At 64.6% G+C, this 15,019-nt stretch carries 14 protein-coding genes; 9 read left to right on the forward strand and 5 right to left on the reverse strand.

The annotated features are described in order from the left end of the window. Positions 1–46: 46 nt before the first annotated feature. Positions 47–1,204 carry a beta-ketoacyl synthase N-terminal-like domain-containing protein gene (locus tag AB0366_RS00845; RefSeq protein WP_366242338.1) on the forward strand — a complete coding sequence of 386 codons (1,158 nt, stop codon included), beginning with the start codon at positions 47–49 and terminating at the stop codon, positions 1,202–1,204. Between the two features lie 62 nt (positions 1,205–1,266). On the opposite strand, the gene AB0366_RS00850 is transcribed toward AB0366_RS00845, so the two are convergent. The 5 genes from AB0366_RS00850 to fdhA all read right to left on the reverse strand — a co-directional run bounded on the left by AB0366_RS00850 (position 1,267) and on the right by fdhA (position 5,053). Then, positions 1,267–1,896 carry a hypothetical protein gene (locus AB0366_RS00850; RefSeq protein ID WP_366242339.1) on the reverse strand — a complete coding sequence of 210 codons (630 nt, stop codon included), beginning with the start codon at positions 1,894–1,896 and terminating at the stop codon, positions 1,267–1,269. A 22-nt stretch (positions 1,897–1,918) separates the two neighbouring features. Next, positions 1,919–2,122, reverse strand: a complete 204-nt coding sequence (locus AB0366_RS00855; RefSeq protein WP_121872593.1) for a zinc-ribbon domain-containing protein — start codon at positions 2,120–2,122, stop codon at positions 1,919–1,921. Positions 2,123–2,147: 25 nt separating this feature from the next. Beyond that, a complete protein-coding gene (locus tag AB0366_RS00860; protein WP_366242340.1) occupies positions 2,148–3,059 on the reverse strand; it encodes a hypothetical protein in 912 nt (303 codons plus the stop codon). After that, entirely contained in the window at positions 3,056–3,634 is a 579-nt protein-coding gene (locus AB0366_RS00865) for a sigma-70 family RNA polymerase sigma factor (protein ID WP_183130216.1), read from the reverse strand. Before AB0366_RS00865 ends, AB0366_RS00860 begins: the two co-directional genes overlap by 4 nt. Positions 3,635–3,835: 201 nt before the next feature. Further along, positions 3,836–5,053 carry a formaldehyde dehydrogenase, glutathione-independent gene (fdhA, locus tag AB0366_RS00870; protein ID WP_366242341.1) on the reverse strand — a complete coding sequence of 406 codons (1,218 nt, stop codon included), beginning with the start codon at positions 5,051–5,053 and terminating at the stop codon, positions 3,836–3,838. A 207-nt stretch (positions 5,054–5,260) separates the two neighbouring features. Here fdhA and AB0366_RS00875 point away from each other — a divergent pair, with 207 nt between their 5' ends. The 8 genes from AB0366_RS00875 (at position 5,261) to araA (ending at position 15,012) form a co-directional block, all read left to right on the forward strand. Next, positions 5,261–6,274 carry an aldose epimerase family protein gene (locus AB0366_RS00875; protein WP_366242342.1) on the forward strand — a complete coding sequence of 338 codons (1,014 nt, stop codon included), beginning with the start codon at positions 5,261–5,263 and terminating at the stop codon, positions 6,272–6,274. Positions 6,275–6,385: 111 nt separating this feature from the next. Beyond that, complete coding sequence (locus AB0366_RS00880) at positions 6,386–7,387, forward strand: ABC transporter substrate-binding protein (RefSeq protein WP_366242343.1); 1,002 nt, start codon at positions 6,386–6,388, stop codon at positions 7,385–7,387. A gap of 11 nt (positions 7,388–7,398) precedes the next feature. Continuing rightward, positions 7,399–9,012 (forward strand): sugar ABC transporter ATP-binding protein, encoded by a 1,614-nt coding sequence (locus AB0366_RS00885; protein WP_366242344.1) that lies wholly within the window; start codon positions 7,399–7,401, stop codon positions 9,010–9,012. Then, positions 9,009–10,073, forward strand: coding sequence for an ABC transporter permease (locus tag AB0366_RS00890; protein WP_366242345.1), 1,065 nt, complete (start codon positions 9,009–9,011; stop codon positions 10,071–10,073). The genes AB0366_RS00885 and AB0366_RS00890 overlap by 4 nt, the downstream gene beginning before the upstream one ends. Continuing rightward, a complete protein-coding gene (gene yjfF, locus AB0366_RS00895) occupies positions 10,070–11,107 on the forward strand; it encodes a galactofuranose ABC transporter, permease protein YjfF (protein WP_259467984.1) in 1,038 nt (345 codons plus the stop codon). The genes AB0366_RS00890 and yjfF overlap by 4 nt, the downstream gene beginning before the upstream one ends. Before the next feature lie 35 nt (positions 11,108–11,142). After that, the gene (araB, locus tag AB0366_RS00900; protein ID WP_366242346.1) at positions 11,143–12,813 is read left to right on the forward strand and encodes a ribulokinase; all 1,671 of its coding nucleotides are present in this window, start codon (positions 11,143–11,145) and stop codon (positions 12,811–12,813) included. Beyond that, positions 12,813–13,490 (forward strand): L-ribulose-5-phosphate 4-epimerase, encoded by a 678-nt coding sequence (locus tag AB0366_RS00905; protein ID WP_121870575.1) that lies wholly within the window; start codon positions 12,813–12,815, stop codon positions 13,488–13,490. The genes araB and AB0366_RS00905 overlap by 1 nt, the downstream gene beginning before the upstream one ends. A gap of 37 nt (positions 13,491–13,527) precedes the next feature. Then, positions 13,528–15,012 (forward strand): L-arabinose isomerase, encoded by a 1,485-nt coding sequence (gene araA, locus AB0366_RS00910; RefSeq protein ID WP_366242347.1) that lies wholly within the window; start codon positions 13,528–13,530, stop codon positions 15,010–15,012. Positions 15,013–15,019: the final 7 nt, after the last annotated feature.

The raw sequence follows: 15,019 nt of genomic DNA on the forward strand, positions 1-15,019 counted from the left end.
GAACCGAATCCGGTTCGCGTACCTCGAAAAGAAACGGATTTCGACGATGAGCTCTCACGGCATCGACATCACCGGGATCGGCGCAGTGTCCGGCTACGGCTGGGGCGCATCCGCCCTGTGGGACGGCCTGTCCACGGGCAAGGCGGCGGCGACGCTGCACCACGACCTCACCCGGCCGGGACAAAATCCGGTCTGGCTGGCGAAAGTCCCCGAGGGCGGGGATCGGAGCGACAGCACCAGCCGATTCGGACGGGCGCTTCGCGGGGCGGCACGCGAGGCCGTCGACGACGCGATGGCGCGGGGCTGGCAGCCGGGTCGACGGGTGGGTCTGATCCATGCCGTCGTTCTGGGTGAAGTGGACGAGTGGCGCAACTTCTATCTACGCGACGGCGGAGAACGCCGAGTTCGTGACTATCTGACGCTGATGCCGTCGACCCCGGTGTCCCTCCTGATGCAGGAATACGGCTTTCACGGCCCGGCCATGAACGTCTCGGCGATGTGCGCGTCGGGCAATGCAGGTCTGCTCACCGCCAAGATGTGGCTCGATACCGGATTCGTCGACGACGTGGTGTTCGTCGCCACGGATCTGTCCCTGACGCCGGAGAACATCGACCACTTCGTGAAGCTCGGCGTCGGTGTGGTCGACGTCGAGCCACAGCAAGGCTGCCGGCCGTTCCAAGAGGGCAGCCGCGGGTTCGGAATGGGTGAGGCCGCAACGGCCTTCGTTCTGTCGACGCGCAGCTCGGCCTCGTATGCACGGGTACTCGGCGGTTCGATGACACACGACGCGTTTCATGCCACCTCGATCGACCCTGCGCTCACCCAGGTGCGGGCCTGCTTCGAGCAGGCGTTGGTCGACGCCGACGTCACTGCCCAGCAGGTGCGGTATCTCAATGCCCACGGCCCCGGCACCGCTCAGTGCGATGCGGCAGAAGCCACCATTTTGGAGACAGTGCTGGACTCCCACGCTCAGGTGTACTCGGTGAAGCCGTTGACGGGACATTGCCAAGGAGCCGCGTCGGCGATCGAAACCATCTCTGCGGTCATGGGATTCGAGCGCGGACTCGTGCCGGCTGCCCCGCAGGTCTCGGATGCTCACCCCCTGCTGCTCGACGGTTTCACCGCGGCGGAGCCCGGATTGACCGTCAAATCGTCCCTGGGAATGGGCGGACACAACTCGGTGGTGGTGCTGGCACCGGCATGAGTCGCTCGCGGGGGCTCGGCAGCCCGCGTTGGCTGCCGAGCCCCCGAGCGGTACTGCTGCAATCAGCCGGTGCGCAAGGCGGTTTCGACAACACGATCGAGGATCCTGGTGATCTGCTCTACGTCGTAGCGGTCTCGGGGCGAGTACAACAACACGTAGGGCTCAGGAAGTCCGATCGGTGGGCGGCCGGCCAACGGATGCAGTTCTCCCCAACCGGCATCGATGATGCGCTGGGCATCGCCGTGCTGCGCGACGACGTGCAGCGACCCGTCGCTGGGGTGGACGTGAGCGATCTCCCCGCCTGCTCGAGTCACCACACCGGGTCGCCGGTTCTCGGCGACCACGTACAGGGCCTGCCCGCGCTTCTCGAAATGACTCGTGCCCAGGTACAGGCGATCGGAGTCGGTTCGCGCGTGGGACTCGAGAACGTCGAACACCGACACCGGGCCGCCCGGCGCGATGCCGTTCAGCTGGCGATGCGGAATCGGATAAGGGGCAACCGAGGGACGGGGCCCGGGCCGGGCCGGCAGTTCCCACGTCGGCGAGGCAGCGTCGGCGACGGCGTCACGGACGGTCAGCGGATCCCGACCGAGCGGGGTGAGGATCTTGGTGACGGCCCACCCCACCACGTTGGCGGGTAGCCCACCGGGGCCGAGCGCTTTCCACGCCGCGTAGTCCTCGGCGATTCTCATGAGACGAGAATTCTGCAGGCACTCACACCGACACTGCCTCGCCGCAGATTCCGCATTCCTCGAACTCGACCCGCTTCCAGCGTGCGACCGGCACGAAGAACAGCGTGAACTGCTGGTACTGCTTCATGCGCGCCCACTGCGTGACGTTGTGGCAGCGTGGGCAGGTTCGCGTGGCACCCGAGCCGATGTGTTTGCGCTTGCTGCCGAAGCCGAAGAGAAGGAACATGACGCCAGCATAGGTGCGTCCCTCGTCATCGCGGCGCTGGGACGTCCCCGATGGCCGGCACAACTGCGATGTTGGTCACCGAACTCGAGAACTGAGTCGATCGGTTGTCGCGCTGCAGAATTCGTTCTCCGAGCAACCGGCCGTCGTCGTCGCTGAACACCAGCTGGATGATTCCCAGCCGAGGATCGTCGAGACCCAGTGCGGTGCCACTACGGCCGGCGGCATCGGTGACTCCGGATTCGACATCGAGACCGTCGATGTCCCGGGCCGCTCGAAACAGGACCGATTGCTTCTGCACGGGCACCCGCTCAGTCAGTGCTCGAATCTGCTCCCACACCGCGACGTCTTCGTCGACGTCGTTCAGCGACATGTCGGCTGCGGTGGCCGGGTCTTTCCTCAAGTCCTCGAGAACCTCCGCCGGGTCGTCGGGCAATTGCTCGAGTGCGGACAGCGAACGAGACGCGAGGATCGACTGGTCGCCCACCGGAAGCGTCGTCGACTGCGACGCACCGTTCTCGGTCGAGGTCATCAAGCCCGGAGCACTGCCGTCGACGGATTCCCATACCTGAACAGTCACCCAACTCGGCCCGTTCTGCCGCAGGATCTCCCGGTACACCCACCCCTGGGATGGCAGATCCAAGGGCGGTGCCGAGGACGCGGCGACGGCCGCTCTGTCGAGAACGGTGGCCGCCACTGCCTCGCTCGGCGTACCGCCTCCGCTGAGTTGCAGGCCGAGGACCATCACTGCGACGACGGCTGCGGCGGCAGCGGTCCATCGACCGAATGCCGGGCCCGCCTTTTCGGCCGGTGCCGGTTCGGTGGCCGCAGCGAGCCCCTCGGCATAGGCCCGATCGGACATCGGTGCGATGCCGCTGCGAAACTCGCGCAGGCTGCCGCTTCGCTCGAAGGTGCTCATGTCGGTCTCGTGCAGGTTCATGATTTCTCCTCGAACGATCGTAAAGTTTTGCGGGCCTGGTGCAATCGAGATCGAACGCGCGCCACGGGCACGTCGAGCGCCGACGCGACCTGCTCGTACGTCAGGTCTTCCCAGGCGACCAACAGCAGGACGTCCCGGTCGAACGAGGACAGGGCGGCCAACGCGCCTGCTAGTGCCTGGGTCCGACGATGTGCACTGTCTCGGTCGACGACAGCGGACTCGAAGCCCGTCTCCGCGACCGGATCGATGCCGTGTCGCGCCAACGCACGGTAGCCCGAGACCTCGCGGCGGCGGTGCCGTGAGAGCTGATGTCCCGCAATGCCGTACAGCCAAGGCAGCACGCCGCCCCTGGTCGGGTCGTAGCTCGCCCATCCCGAGAACGCCACGGAGAACGTGTCCGCCGTCAGGTCGTCGGCGAGGTCGACTCCCACTCGACGAGCCAGGTACCGGTGGATCGTGCGGGCATGATCCTCGTAGACTCCTGCGAATTCACCTGCCTCGTCCGAAGGTGGCATCACCGTGTTCGGGTGCCGCCCGGGACGGATCCGGGTCGGGCCGAAACGCATCATCGTCATACCTGTTACTTGCCTCGGGGCATCGGAACAGTTGAAGTACACACCAGTGACACCGCTCACACTGCACCAGGACATCCGAAGCGGGGTCGTCGGCGGGATTCGCCTCGCGTGGCCAGTCGGTTCGGGTTGCGTCCGTTGCACACACGGAAAGGCCGCCCTCTCACACTGGGTAGCGAGGGCGGCCGTCGTCGCGCGGTGGCGTCAGCTGGCGATCATGCCGTGTGGATCGATGACGAACTTCTGTGCGACTCCACTGTCGAATTCGCGGTAGCCCCGCGGAGCGTCGTCGAGCGAGATCACAGTTGCATTGACAGCTTTCGCGATCGAGACCCGCTCCGAGAGAATCGCATTCATCAGTTCGCGGTGGTAGCTCATCACCGGGCACTGCCCGGTGGCGAACGACAGCGATTTTGCCCAACCGGTGCCGAGGCTGAGCGACAGAGCACCACGCTGAGCAGCCTCGTCGACGCCGCCGGGATCGCCGGTCACGTACAGCCCCGGGATGCCGATTCCGCCTCCCGCTGTGGTGATGTCCATCAACGAGTTGAGAACCGTGGCCGGGGCCTCCCTGGACGAATCTCCACCGTGACCGCGGGCCTCGAAGCCCACCGCATCCACCGCGGCGTCGACCTCGGGCACACCGAGAATCTGTTCGATCTGATCTTGCGGTGCGCCCTTGCCCACGTCGACGGTCTCGCAGCCGAACGTTCGCGCCTGGGCCAGCCTCTCGGCGTTCATGTCGCCGACGATCACCACCGATGCTCCCAGCAATTGCGCACCGACTGCGGCGGCGAGGCCGACCGGTCCCGCGCCCGCGATGTACACCGTCGCACCGGGTTTGACACCTGCGGTGACCGCTCCGTGGAATCCGGTGGGGAAGATATCCGAGAGCATGGTCAGGTCAAGTATTTTCTCCAGAGCCTGGTCGCGATCGGGGAACTTCAGCAGGTTGAAGTCTGCGTAGGGCGCCATGACGTACTCGGCCTGGCCGCCGACCCACCCGCCCATGTCGACGTAGCCGAATGCCGAGCCCGGTCGATCGGGGTTCACATTGAGACAGATTCCCGTCTTGCGCTCCTTGCAGTTTCGACACCGTCCGCAGGCGATGTTGAACGGAACCGAGCAGATGTCTCCCACCTTCAGGAACTCGACGTCGCGTCCGACCTCGACGATTTCGCCGGTGATCTCGTGGCCGAGCACCAGCCCCTCGGGCGCGGTCGTACGCCCGCGAACCATGTGCTGGTCGCTGCCGCAGATGTTGGTCGACACGACCTTCAAAATCACCCCGTGTTCGCATTTGCGTCCGACGTTGGCCGGATTCACTCCGGGGCCGTCGGTCAACTCCAGGCCCGGAAATGCGATGTCCTGAACCTCTACCTTGCCCGGTCCGGCGTACGTCACTGCTCTGTTGTCTGCCACGATTTCTCCTGTTCGGCGGATTCCTGGTGCGATCGACAGACCGAGATCGATTGGGCGCTCACAGTTTTCGTGCACCTTCGTCAGTGAACGCGAGACGATGTGGCCTGCATCACACCATAGTATGCGCACGTGCGAATGCGGGCCGCGCCGCCCGCCGCACGCAACGATCACAGCACCGATCCCACTGGCCGGCGCTATCGTCGAGCCGTGCCATCCGATGAGAATTCCAGCCAGACCGTCACGATCGGCTCCGCGCCCGGCGTCGAGGTGGACGTGCTCACCTACGGTGCCACCCTGCAGCGCATGTCGGTCACCTGCGGCGACGGACAGCGACGCGACGTTCTCGTGGGCCTAGCCGGAGAGAATGAATTGCGCTCGTCCACAGCTTATTTCGGCTCCACAGTGGGTCGGTACGCCAACCGCATCGCGGATGGACGGCTCGACATCGACGGACGGCCGGTGCAGCTGACGATCAACGACGGCGTCAATCACCTTCACGGCGGCACCGACGGCTTCGACTCGCGACACTGGACCGTCGTCGAGCGATCGGCGGACTCGGTCGAACTCGAGCTGATCAGCCCGGACGGGGATCAGGGCTACCCGGGCGAGGTTCGTGCGCGGGCACGGTTCTCGGTCACGGACGACACCGTGCGCTTGGAGTTGACCGCCACCACGACCGCGACGACCGTGGTGAACCTGACCTCGCATGCATACTTCGACCTCGACGGTCACGGCATCGACGACCACGTGCTCCAGGTCTTCGCGTCGTCGTTCTCTCCCGTGAATCCGGACGGCATTCCCACCGGGAGCATCGACGACGTCGCAGGCAGTGCGCTCGATCTCCGAGAGCCGGGTCGCGTCGGCAATCTCGCCCGCGCCAGCCACCCGCAATTGTCGGCGGCCAGGGGAATCGACCACAACTTCGTCGTCGACGGCGACGGGTTGCGGTGCGCGGCAAGGCTCTCCTCGGCGCGCAGCCGTACCGCACTCGAGGTGTGGACCGATCAGCCCGGGCTGCAGGTGTACACCGGCAACTTCCTGGACGGTAGCGATGTCTCGCGCCGCGGAACCATGCTGCGCCAGGGAGACGGCATAGCGCTCGAACCTCAGCTGTTTCCCGACGGGCCGAATCATCCGAACTTCCCGTCGGCCGAACTGAACACCGGCGAGACGTACCGGTCCCTCATCGAGTGGAAGTTCTCTGTCGACCACCGTGGGTGAGCGTTAACAATTCTTCGATCGATCTTGGCCGAACTATTGACGACTGCCGATGTTAACGCTCACACTATGTTGCATACGTCACAGCGGAGTGGCGACATCGAGGAGATCACCATGGCGTCCAAAACATTTTTTGCGGCAAGCGCGCTCGTCCTGAGTGGCGCGATCGTCCTGAGCGCGTGCAGCAGCGGAGGCGACGACGCGTCCGGCGGCGGCAGCGAAGGCGGTACCGTCCTGGGCTTTTCCCAGGTCGGTGCCGAAAGCGGCTGGCGGACCGCGAACACGACATCGATTCAAGAGGCAGCCACCGAAGCCGGCGTCGATCTGAAGTTCTCCGACGCACAGCAGAAACAGGAGAACCAGATCAAGGCGATTCGCACCTACATCCAGCAGAAGGTCGACGTCATCGCGTTCAGCCCGGTTGTCGAGACCGGGTGGGAACCTGTTCTGCAGGAAGCGAAGCGAGCCGACATCCCTGTGATTCTCACCGACCGTGCGGTCGACACCACCGACGATTCGCTCTACGCGACATTCCTCGGGTCGGACTTCGTCGAAGAAGGCGTCAAGGCCGGTGACTGGTTGGTGCAGAACAGCGCGATCGCCGATACCACCGGAGACGGCAAGATCAACGTGGTCGAACTCGAAGGCACCACCGGTGCCGCTCCGGCCATCGACCGCGCCGAGGGATTCCGCCAGGCGATCGGCAGCGAGCCGAACATCGCCATCACGGCGTCGCAGACCGGCGACTTCACCCGCGACGGCGGCAAGCAGGTCATGGAGTCGTTCCTGAACTCCAACCGCGGCCAGATCGACGTCGTCTTCGCTCAGAACGACGACATGGGCCTCGGCGCAATCCAAGCCATCGAGGCCGCCGGACTGGTGCCGGGCAAGGACATCAAGATCATCACGGTCGACGCTGTCAAGGACGGAATGCAGGCCCTCGCCGACGGCAAGATCGACTTCATCGTCGAGTGCAATCCCCTTCTCGGACCTCAACTGATGGAGCTGACCGACAAAGTCGTCAAGGGTGAGGACGTACCCAAGCGGGTCGTCACCGAGGAGACCACCTTCACGTCCGATCAGGCGGCCGCCGTACTCGCCGACCGCCAGTACTGAGGTACGTCTTCATGACCACCGATACCGTTCCCGCTGCGGAGCCGGTTCCCATCGTGGAGATGAAGAACATCTCGATCACCTTCGGTGCCGTTCGAGCCCTCGACGGGGTCTCGCTCCGACTCTTTCCCGGTGAAGTGCACTCACTGATGGGTGAGAACGGTGCCGGTAAGTCGACGTTGATCAAAGCTCTGACCGGCGTCTATTCGATCGACAACGGAACCGTCACCATCGACGGGACCGAGCACGAGTTCGCCACTCCGAGCGCGGCCCAGGCTGCAGGCATCAGCACCGTCTACCAGGAAGTGAATCTGCTTCCCAATCTGACGGTTGCCGAGAACATGCTCCTGGGCCGCGAACCCCGTCGGCTCCCCGGAAAAGTGTTGGGAGCCATCGGCGGAATCGACAGACGCACGATGAACCGTCGTGCACGCACCACTCTGGACCGCCTCGGTCTCGACATCGAACCGTCGTCGATCCTCGGTGATCACCCGATCGCCGTGCAGCAACTCGTCGCGATCGCCCGCGCGGTCGACGTCGATGCTCGGGTTCTGATCCTCGACGAACCGACGTCGAGTCTGGACAAGGACGAGGTCGAGACTCTGTATTCGGTGATCGAGCGTCTTCGGGGCAACGGGACGTCGATCGTGTTCGTCTCGCACTTCCTCGACCAGATCTATCGCATCTCCGATCGGATGACGATCCTGCGAAACGGCAAGTTCGTCTCCGAGCGACTGGTTGCCGACACCCCGCAGTTCGAGTTGGTCGAGCTGATGATCGGACGCGAACTCGACACTCTGCGCGAACTCGACAGCCGCGAACCGGTAGTGGTGGTGCCAGGAGACGCTCCCGTCGTGGAGGTACTCGGCATCGGCCGCAAGGGCGCTCTCGAGGCAACGGATCTTCGCCTTCACGCAGGCCAAGTCGTCGGCGTCGCAGGCCTGCTCGGCTCAGGTCGCACCGAATTGGCCCGACTGCTCGCCGGGGCCGACAGGGCGGATTCCGGATCCATCGAGGTGCACTCCACCAAACATCGCATTCGCAGTCCTCGGCAGGCCGCGGACCGACGCATCGCGCTCACCAGCGAGGATCGCAAGGCAGACGGCGTCGTCGGCGACCTGTCGGTGGCAGACAACATGATGCTCGCACTGCAGGCGAAGCGGGGATGGCTACGACCCATTCCCCGAGCGACGAGACACAAGCTCGTGCAGAACTACATCACTGCACTCGACATCCGACCCGCAGATTCGAATGCCTCGATGCGCAACCTGTCCGGTGGCAACCAGCAGAAGGTTCTGCTCGCCCGCTGGCTCATCACCGAACCGGAACTTCTGATCCTCGACGAACCCACGCGTGGCATCGACATCGGCGCGAAAGCTCAGATTCAAACTCTGGTCGCCGATCTCGCGGCCCGTGGAATGTCGGTGGTATTCATCTCCGCCGAACTCGAAGAGATTCTGCGCCTGAGCGACCGCATCGTGATCATGCGCGATCGCCGCAAGATCGACGAACGCATCAACGACGGAGTGTCGGTGGGCGACGTGCTGGCCACCATCGCAGCGGGCGTTCGTACCGACGAACCCACCGCGGTCACCGCCTCGAACATCGACAGGACTGTCGCACCATGACTCGAACTCTCGAACCGAAGACCGCCGCGCCTGCGCGCGTCCGCTCCGCTTTCACCCAGCCCGTGGTCTGGCCGCTGCTGGCATTGATCGCACTGATCGTCGTCAATGTCGTTGTCACACCGGACTTCCTCGATATTCGCATCGAGAACGGCGGACTGTTCGGTAACGTCGTCGACATCGCGCGCAACTCCGCGCCCCTCATCCTCGTCGCCGTCGGCATGACGCTGGTGGTGGCCACTCGCGGTATCGACCTCTCCGTCGGCGCGGTCGCAGTGATCGCCGCCGCGGTCGCCTGCACCCGAATCGCCGCCGCACCGGACGAGGGTGCCACGACGACCATGATCATGGCCGTCGTCTGGGCGCTGGGCGCGTGCTTGCTGCTCGGTCTGTGGAACGGACTTCTCGTGTCCGTCTTCGGCATTCAGCCCATCATCGCGACGTTGATTCTGATGGTCGCCGGCCGTGGGCTCGCCATGTTGATCACCGACGGAAACATCACGACCGTCAACAACGCTGCGTTCAGCGAACTCGCGTCCGGCACCTTTCTCGGTCTGCCGCTCGCCCTCATCATCGCGCTCGTGGTGGTTGCGGGTACCGCGGTGCTGACGCGTCGCACCGCTCTGGGAATGCTCGTCGAGGCAGTCGGAATCAATCCGGAGGCAAGCAGATTGGCCGGTGTGCGCTCGCGCACGATCGTCTGGACCGTCTACGTGTTCGCCGCGGTGTGCTCGGGAACGGCCGGCCTGATCATTGCCGCCAACACCAACTCGGTGAACGCCAACAGCCTCGGCCAATGGATCGAGCTGGACGCCATTCTGGCCGTCGTCATCGGCGGCACCGCGCTCACCGGTGGCCGATTCTCCATCGCGGGCACCGTGGTCGGCGCACTGCTGATCGGCACTCTCACTCGCACCATCACCAACGTCGGCATTCCATCCGAGGCCAACTACCTGTTCAAGGCAGTCGTCATCATCGTGGTCTGCCTCCTGCAATCACCGCGAATCCGCGCCACGCTGCGGTCCTTCGTGCGACCCGACTCGACCAAGGCGGTACGACCGTGAGTGATCTGCTGACTGCTCCCCCCACCACCTCCACGAGTGCACCGGTCCCGTCGCCGTCGACGTGGGACCGCATCCGGCGCTACTCTCCGCCGACCCGATTCCTGCCCGTCATCGCAACATTCGCGCTGTTCATCGGCCTCTTCGGACTCGGCGAATTCCGCTACAGCGGATTCGCCGACCCACAGGTGTTCCTGTCGTTGCTGATCGACAACTCCTTCCTGATCGTTCTCGCGGTCGGAATGACGTTCGTGATCCTCACCGGGGGCATCGATCTGTCCGTCGGATCCGTAGTGGCACTATCGACCATGATCGCTGCTCGCACACTGCAATTGGGCTGGTCGCCGTTCGTCGTCATGGCGGTGGTGCTGCTGTGCGGAACGGTGCTCGGCACGATCATGGGAGCGTTGATTCACTACCTGCAGATTCAGCCGTTCGTCGCCACACTCGCCGGCATGTTCCTCGCCCGCGGCCTGTGCTACATGATCGGCGTCGAGTCCATTCCGATCACCGACGACACCTTCTCGTCCATCGCCTTCGCCGTGATCGAACTCCCCGGGGGTTACACGATCACGTGGAGCGTGGTGATCGCACTCGTCGTAGTGGCGGTCGCCATGTACGTCCTGGCCTGCACCCGCTTCGGTCGCTCGGTGTACGGCATCGGCGGCAACGAAGCGTCCGCACTGCTGATGGGGCTCAAAGTTGCCGCGGTGAAGGTGGGCGTCTACGCGATCAGTGGATTCTGCGCTGCACTCGCCGGACTCCTTTTCTCCTTCTACGCCCTGTCCGGCTACAGCCTCAACGCCGTCGGAATGGAACTCGACGCGATCGCGGCGGTGGTCATCGGCGGAACGTTGCTCACCGGTGGACGCGGATACGTGCTGGGTTCGCTTGTCGGCGTGCTCATTCTCGGTGCGATCCAGACATTCATCGCGTTCGACGGAACACTGAGTTCCTGGTGGACGCGAATCACTATCGGAGTACTGCTGCTTCTGTTCGTCGTGGCCCAGCGACTGATGACGGCGAGACGTAGATGACCACGACCAATACCGCAACACACCAGGGAGTTCGCATGAACGCTGACCGATACACGGTGGGAGTCGACTACGGCACCCTGTCCGGACGCGCCGTCGTCGTTCGAGTGTCCGACGGTGCCGAAATCGCCTCGGCAGTACACGATTACCGACACGCAGTGCTCGAGCAGACGCTGCCCGACGGCACGGTGCGATTGCCCGACGCGTGGGCACTGCAGGTGCCCGACGACTATCGCGATGTCCTGCGTCGTGCGGTTCCGGCTGCGCTGGCCGCCGCAGGCATCGCACCCGAGCAGGTGGTCGGCATCGGTACCGACTTCACCGCCTGCACCATGGTGCCCACCTACGCCGACGGCACTCCGCTGTGCGAGGATCCACGCTTCGCCGATCGACCGCACTCGTACGTCAAACTGTGGAAACACCATGCAGCACAGGGGCAGGCGGACCGCATCAACGATCTCGCTGCGCGTCGCGGCGAGAGTTGGCTCCCTCGCTACGGCGGACTGATCTCCTCGGAATGGGAGTTCGCCAAGGCGCTGCAGATTCACGAGGAAGATTCCGAGATCTACGACGCGATGGACCGATGGGTCGAAGCGGCCGATTGGATCGTCTGGCAGCTCTGCGGACACTACGTACGCAACGCGTGCACCGCCGGATACAAGGGCATCTATCAGGACGGGCACTACCCGTCCGTCGACTTCCTCACCGAACTGGCACCGGGCTTCGGTTCCTTCGTCGCCGACAAGCTCGATCAGCCGTTGGGCGAGTTGGGTTCTCGAGCAGGTACGTTGACCGCCGAGGCCGCGCAATGGACCGGGCTGCCCGAGGGTATCGCCGTTGCTGTCGGCAACGTCGATGCGCACGTGACGGCACCCGCGGCCGGAGCGGTGGAACCGGGCCGGATGGTCGCCATCATGGGAACATCGACCTGCCACGTGATGAGTTCGACCGTGCTGAAGGAAGTTCCCGGCATGTGCGGGGTGGTGGACGGCGGAATCGTCGCCGGATCGTTCGGCTACGAGGCAGGACAGAGCGGCGTCGGCGACATCTTCGGATGGTTCACGCGCACTTCGGTTCCCGCGTCGTACAGCGAGGCGGCGGCCGCGGCAGGTGAGTCGGTCCACGAACACCTGACGCGGCTCGCGCAGACGCAGGACGTGGGTGAGCACGGGCTCGTCGCGCTCGACTGGCACAGCGGGAACCGGTCGGTTCTGGTGGATCACGAGCTCTCCGGGCTGGTCGTCGGGACCACGCTGGCCACGCGTCCCGAGGACACCTACCGTGCGCTGCTCGAAGCTACGGCGTTCGGAACCCGCGTCATCGTGGAGACGTTCCGCGACAGCGGCGTTCCGGTCGAGGAGTTCGTGGTGGCGGGTGGGCTGGCCCGTAACCCCCTGCTCATGCAGATCTACGCCGACGTGTTACGAATGCCGTTGTCGGTCATCGACTCTGCCCAGGGACCGGCCCTGGGATCCGCCATTCATGCCGCAGTGGCGGCCGGGTGCTACTCCGATGTGCCCGTTGCATCGAAGTCGATGGGCAAGGTTCGTCGCGCCGCATTCGTGCCCGACGAATCGCGATCTCAGGCGTACGACGCTCTCTTCGAGATCTATCTGGAATTGCACGACCGGTTCGGCCGGGACGTGCCGATCATGCGCCGTCTGCGAGCACTCCGACGCGACGCACTGACCCGAAAGGTGGATGCATGATGACCGTTGTCGACGACGTGCGTGAGGTCATCGAGGAGGTCCGCCGCGACGTATGCACCCTGCACGCCGAGCTGGTGCGGTACGGACTGGTCGTGTGGACGGCAGGCAACGTCTCGGCGCGGGTCCCCGGCCGGGACCTGATGGTCATCAAGCCCAGTGGCGTCTCCTACGACGACCTGACGCCCGGCAACATGGTGGTGTGCGATCTGTACGGCAGGGTCGTCGAGGGCGACCATGCACCGTCCTCGGACACCGAGGCGCAGGCCTATGTCTACCGACACCTCGAACACATCGGCGGTGTGGTGCATACACATTCGCCCTATGCGGTGGCGTGGGCGGCCCGAGGAGAACCGATCCCCGTGGTCACCACGATGTGCGCGGACGAGTTCGGCGGCGACATTCCGGTCGGGCCCTTCGCCACGATCGGCGACGACTCGATCGGCCGCGGCATCGTCGACACCCTCGCAGACAGTCGATCTCCGGCAGTCCTGATGCAGAACCACGGCGTGTTCGCGGTGGGGCCGACGGCCAGGGCTGCCGTCAAAGCAGCTGTCATGTGTGAGGACGTCGCGAGGTCGGTACACCTGTCCTACCAACTGGGACAACCACTTCCCATACCGAGCTCGAAGGTCGACGCACTCTACGACCGCTACCAGAACGTCTACGGCCAGCGCTGACCGGCGCGCCGAATCTTCTCTCCACGGAGGTACCCCCATGTCCGAAGTATGGTTTCTCACCGGCAGTCAAAGCCTCTACGGTCCCGAGACACTCGATCAGGTAGCCGTCCAGTCCCGCGAGATCGCGGACAAACTCGATGCAGCACTACCAGTCTCGGTGGTCTGGAAGCCAGTGCTGCTCGACGCGTCGTCCATCCTGCGCTGCATGCGCGAGGCGAACGCCGCCGACGAATGCGTGGGCGTCGTGACCTGGATGCACACCTTCTCCCCCGCCAAGATGTGGATCGCCGGGCTCGACGCGTTGGACGTGCCGCTGCTGCACCTGCACACGCAGGCCGGAATGTCGTTGCCGTGGTCGACGATCGACATGGAGTTCATGAATCTCAACCAAGCCGCGCACGGCGACCGCGAGTTCGGGCACGTCGAGTCTCGGGTGGGTGTTCTACGCACGATCGTGGCAGGCCACGTCGACAATCCCGCGGTGATCGAGCGGGCGGAACAGTGGGTGCGAGCAGCTCTCGGCCGCGCGGAGTTGAGGTCACTGTGCCTGGCACGTTTCGGCGACAACATGCGCGACGTCGCAGTGACGGAGGGCGACAAGGTCGAAGCGCAGTTGCGATTCGGAGTCTCCGTCAACACCTACGGCGTCAACGATCTGGTCGAGGTCGTGGACGGCGTGAGCGACTCGTCCGTGTCCGACCTCATCGACGAATACCGGTCGCTGTACGACATCGCACCGAGCCTCGACAAAGACGGCGACCGCCACGAATCACTGCGGTACGGCGCCCGCGTCGAGGCCGGCCTACGGCAGTTCCTCACCGAGGGTGGCTTCAAGGCCTTCACCACCAACTTCGAGGATCTCGGTGGGCTCCGCCAATTGCCGGGACTCGCGGTGCAGCGCCTCATGGCCGACGGATACGGGTTCGGTGGTGAGGGCGACTGGAAGACCTCGATGTTGTTGCGCGCCATGAAGGTGATGGCCGAGGGTCTCGACGGTGGAACATCGTTCATGGAGGACTACACCTACAATCTCGTCCCGGGGGCAGAGAAGATCCTCGGCGCGCACATGCTCGAAGTGTGTCCCTCGATCACCGACTCGCGGCCCACCCTGGAGATCCATCCATTGTCCATCGGTGGCCGCGAAGACCCAGTGCGCCTGCGCTTCACGGCGGACCCCGGCCACGGCGTAGTCGTCGGCCTCTCGGACGTCGGTGAACGATTCCGATTGACTGCCAACGTGATCGACGTCGTCGAGCCCGACGAGGCTCTGCCGAAGCTGCCGGTCGCCTGCGCGGTATGGGAACCGCAGCCCTCACTCGCCGTGTCGGCGGAATCCTGGCTGACGGCCGGTGCGCCCCACCACACGGTTCTGAGTACCGCGATCGGCTTGCCTGTGCTGGAGGCATTCTCGGACATGATCGGGGTCGAGCTGCTCACCATCGATTCCGACACCACGACACGAGGATTCCAGCAGACACTGCGATGGAACGCGGCCTACCACCGACTCGCAGCGAAATTGTGAGGTGGTC

Source organism: Rhodococcus sp. NPDC076796, from assembly GCF_040702765.1.
Lineage (GTDB): Bacteria > Actinomycetota > Actinomycetes > Mycobacteriales > Mycobacteriaceae > Rhodococcoides.

Excerpts from the sequence above, each read along its gene's own strand:
- AB0366_RS00845 (WP_366242338.1), top strand. The coding sequence starts at position 47 with ATGAGCTCTCACGGCATCGACATCACCGGGATCGGCGCAGTGTCCGGC.
- AB0366_RS00850 (WP_366242339.1), bottom strand. The coding sequence starts at position 1,896 with ATGAGAATCGCCGAGGACTACGCGGCGTGGAAAGCGCTCGGCCCCGGT.
- AB0366_RS00855 (WP_121872593.1), bottom strand. The coding sequence starts at position 2,122 with ATGTTCCTTCTCTTCGGCTTCGGCAGCAAGCGCAAACACATCGGCTCG.
- AB0366_RS00860 (WP_366242340.1), bottom strand. The coding sequence starts at position 3,059 with ATGAACCTGCACGAGACCGACATGAGCACCTTCGAGCGAAGCGGCAGC.
- AB0366_RS00865 (WP_183130216.1), bottom strand. The coding sequence starts at position 3,634 with ATGACGATGATGCGTTTCGGCCCGACCCGGATCCGTCCCGGGCGGCAC.
- AB0366_RS00880 (WP_366242343.1), top strand. The coding sequence starts at position 6,386 with ATGGCGTCCAAAACATTTTTTGCGGCAAGCGCGCTCGTCCTGAGTGGC.
- AB0366_RS00885 (WP_366242344.1), top strand. The coding sequence starts at position 7,399 with ATGACCACCGATACCGTTCCCGCTGCGGAGCCGGTTCCCATCGTGGAG.
- AB0366_RS00890 (WP_366242345.1), top strand. The coding sequence starts at position 9,009 with ATGACTCGAACTCTCGAACCGAAGACCGCCGCGCCTGCGCGCGTCCGC.
- araB (WP_366242346.1), top strand. The coding sequence starts at position 11,143 with ATGAACGCTGACCGATACACGGTGGGAGTCGACTACGGCACCCTGTCC.
- AB0366_RS00905 (WP_121870575.1), top strand. The coding sequence starts at position 12,813 with ATGACCGTTGTCGACGACGTGCGTGAGGTCATCGAGGAGGTCCGCCGC.
- araA (WP_366242347.1), top strand. The coding sequence starts at position 13,528 with ATGTCCGAAGTATGGTTTCTCACCGGCAGTCAAAGCCTCTACGGTCCC.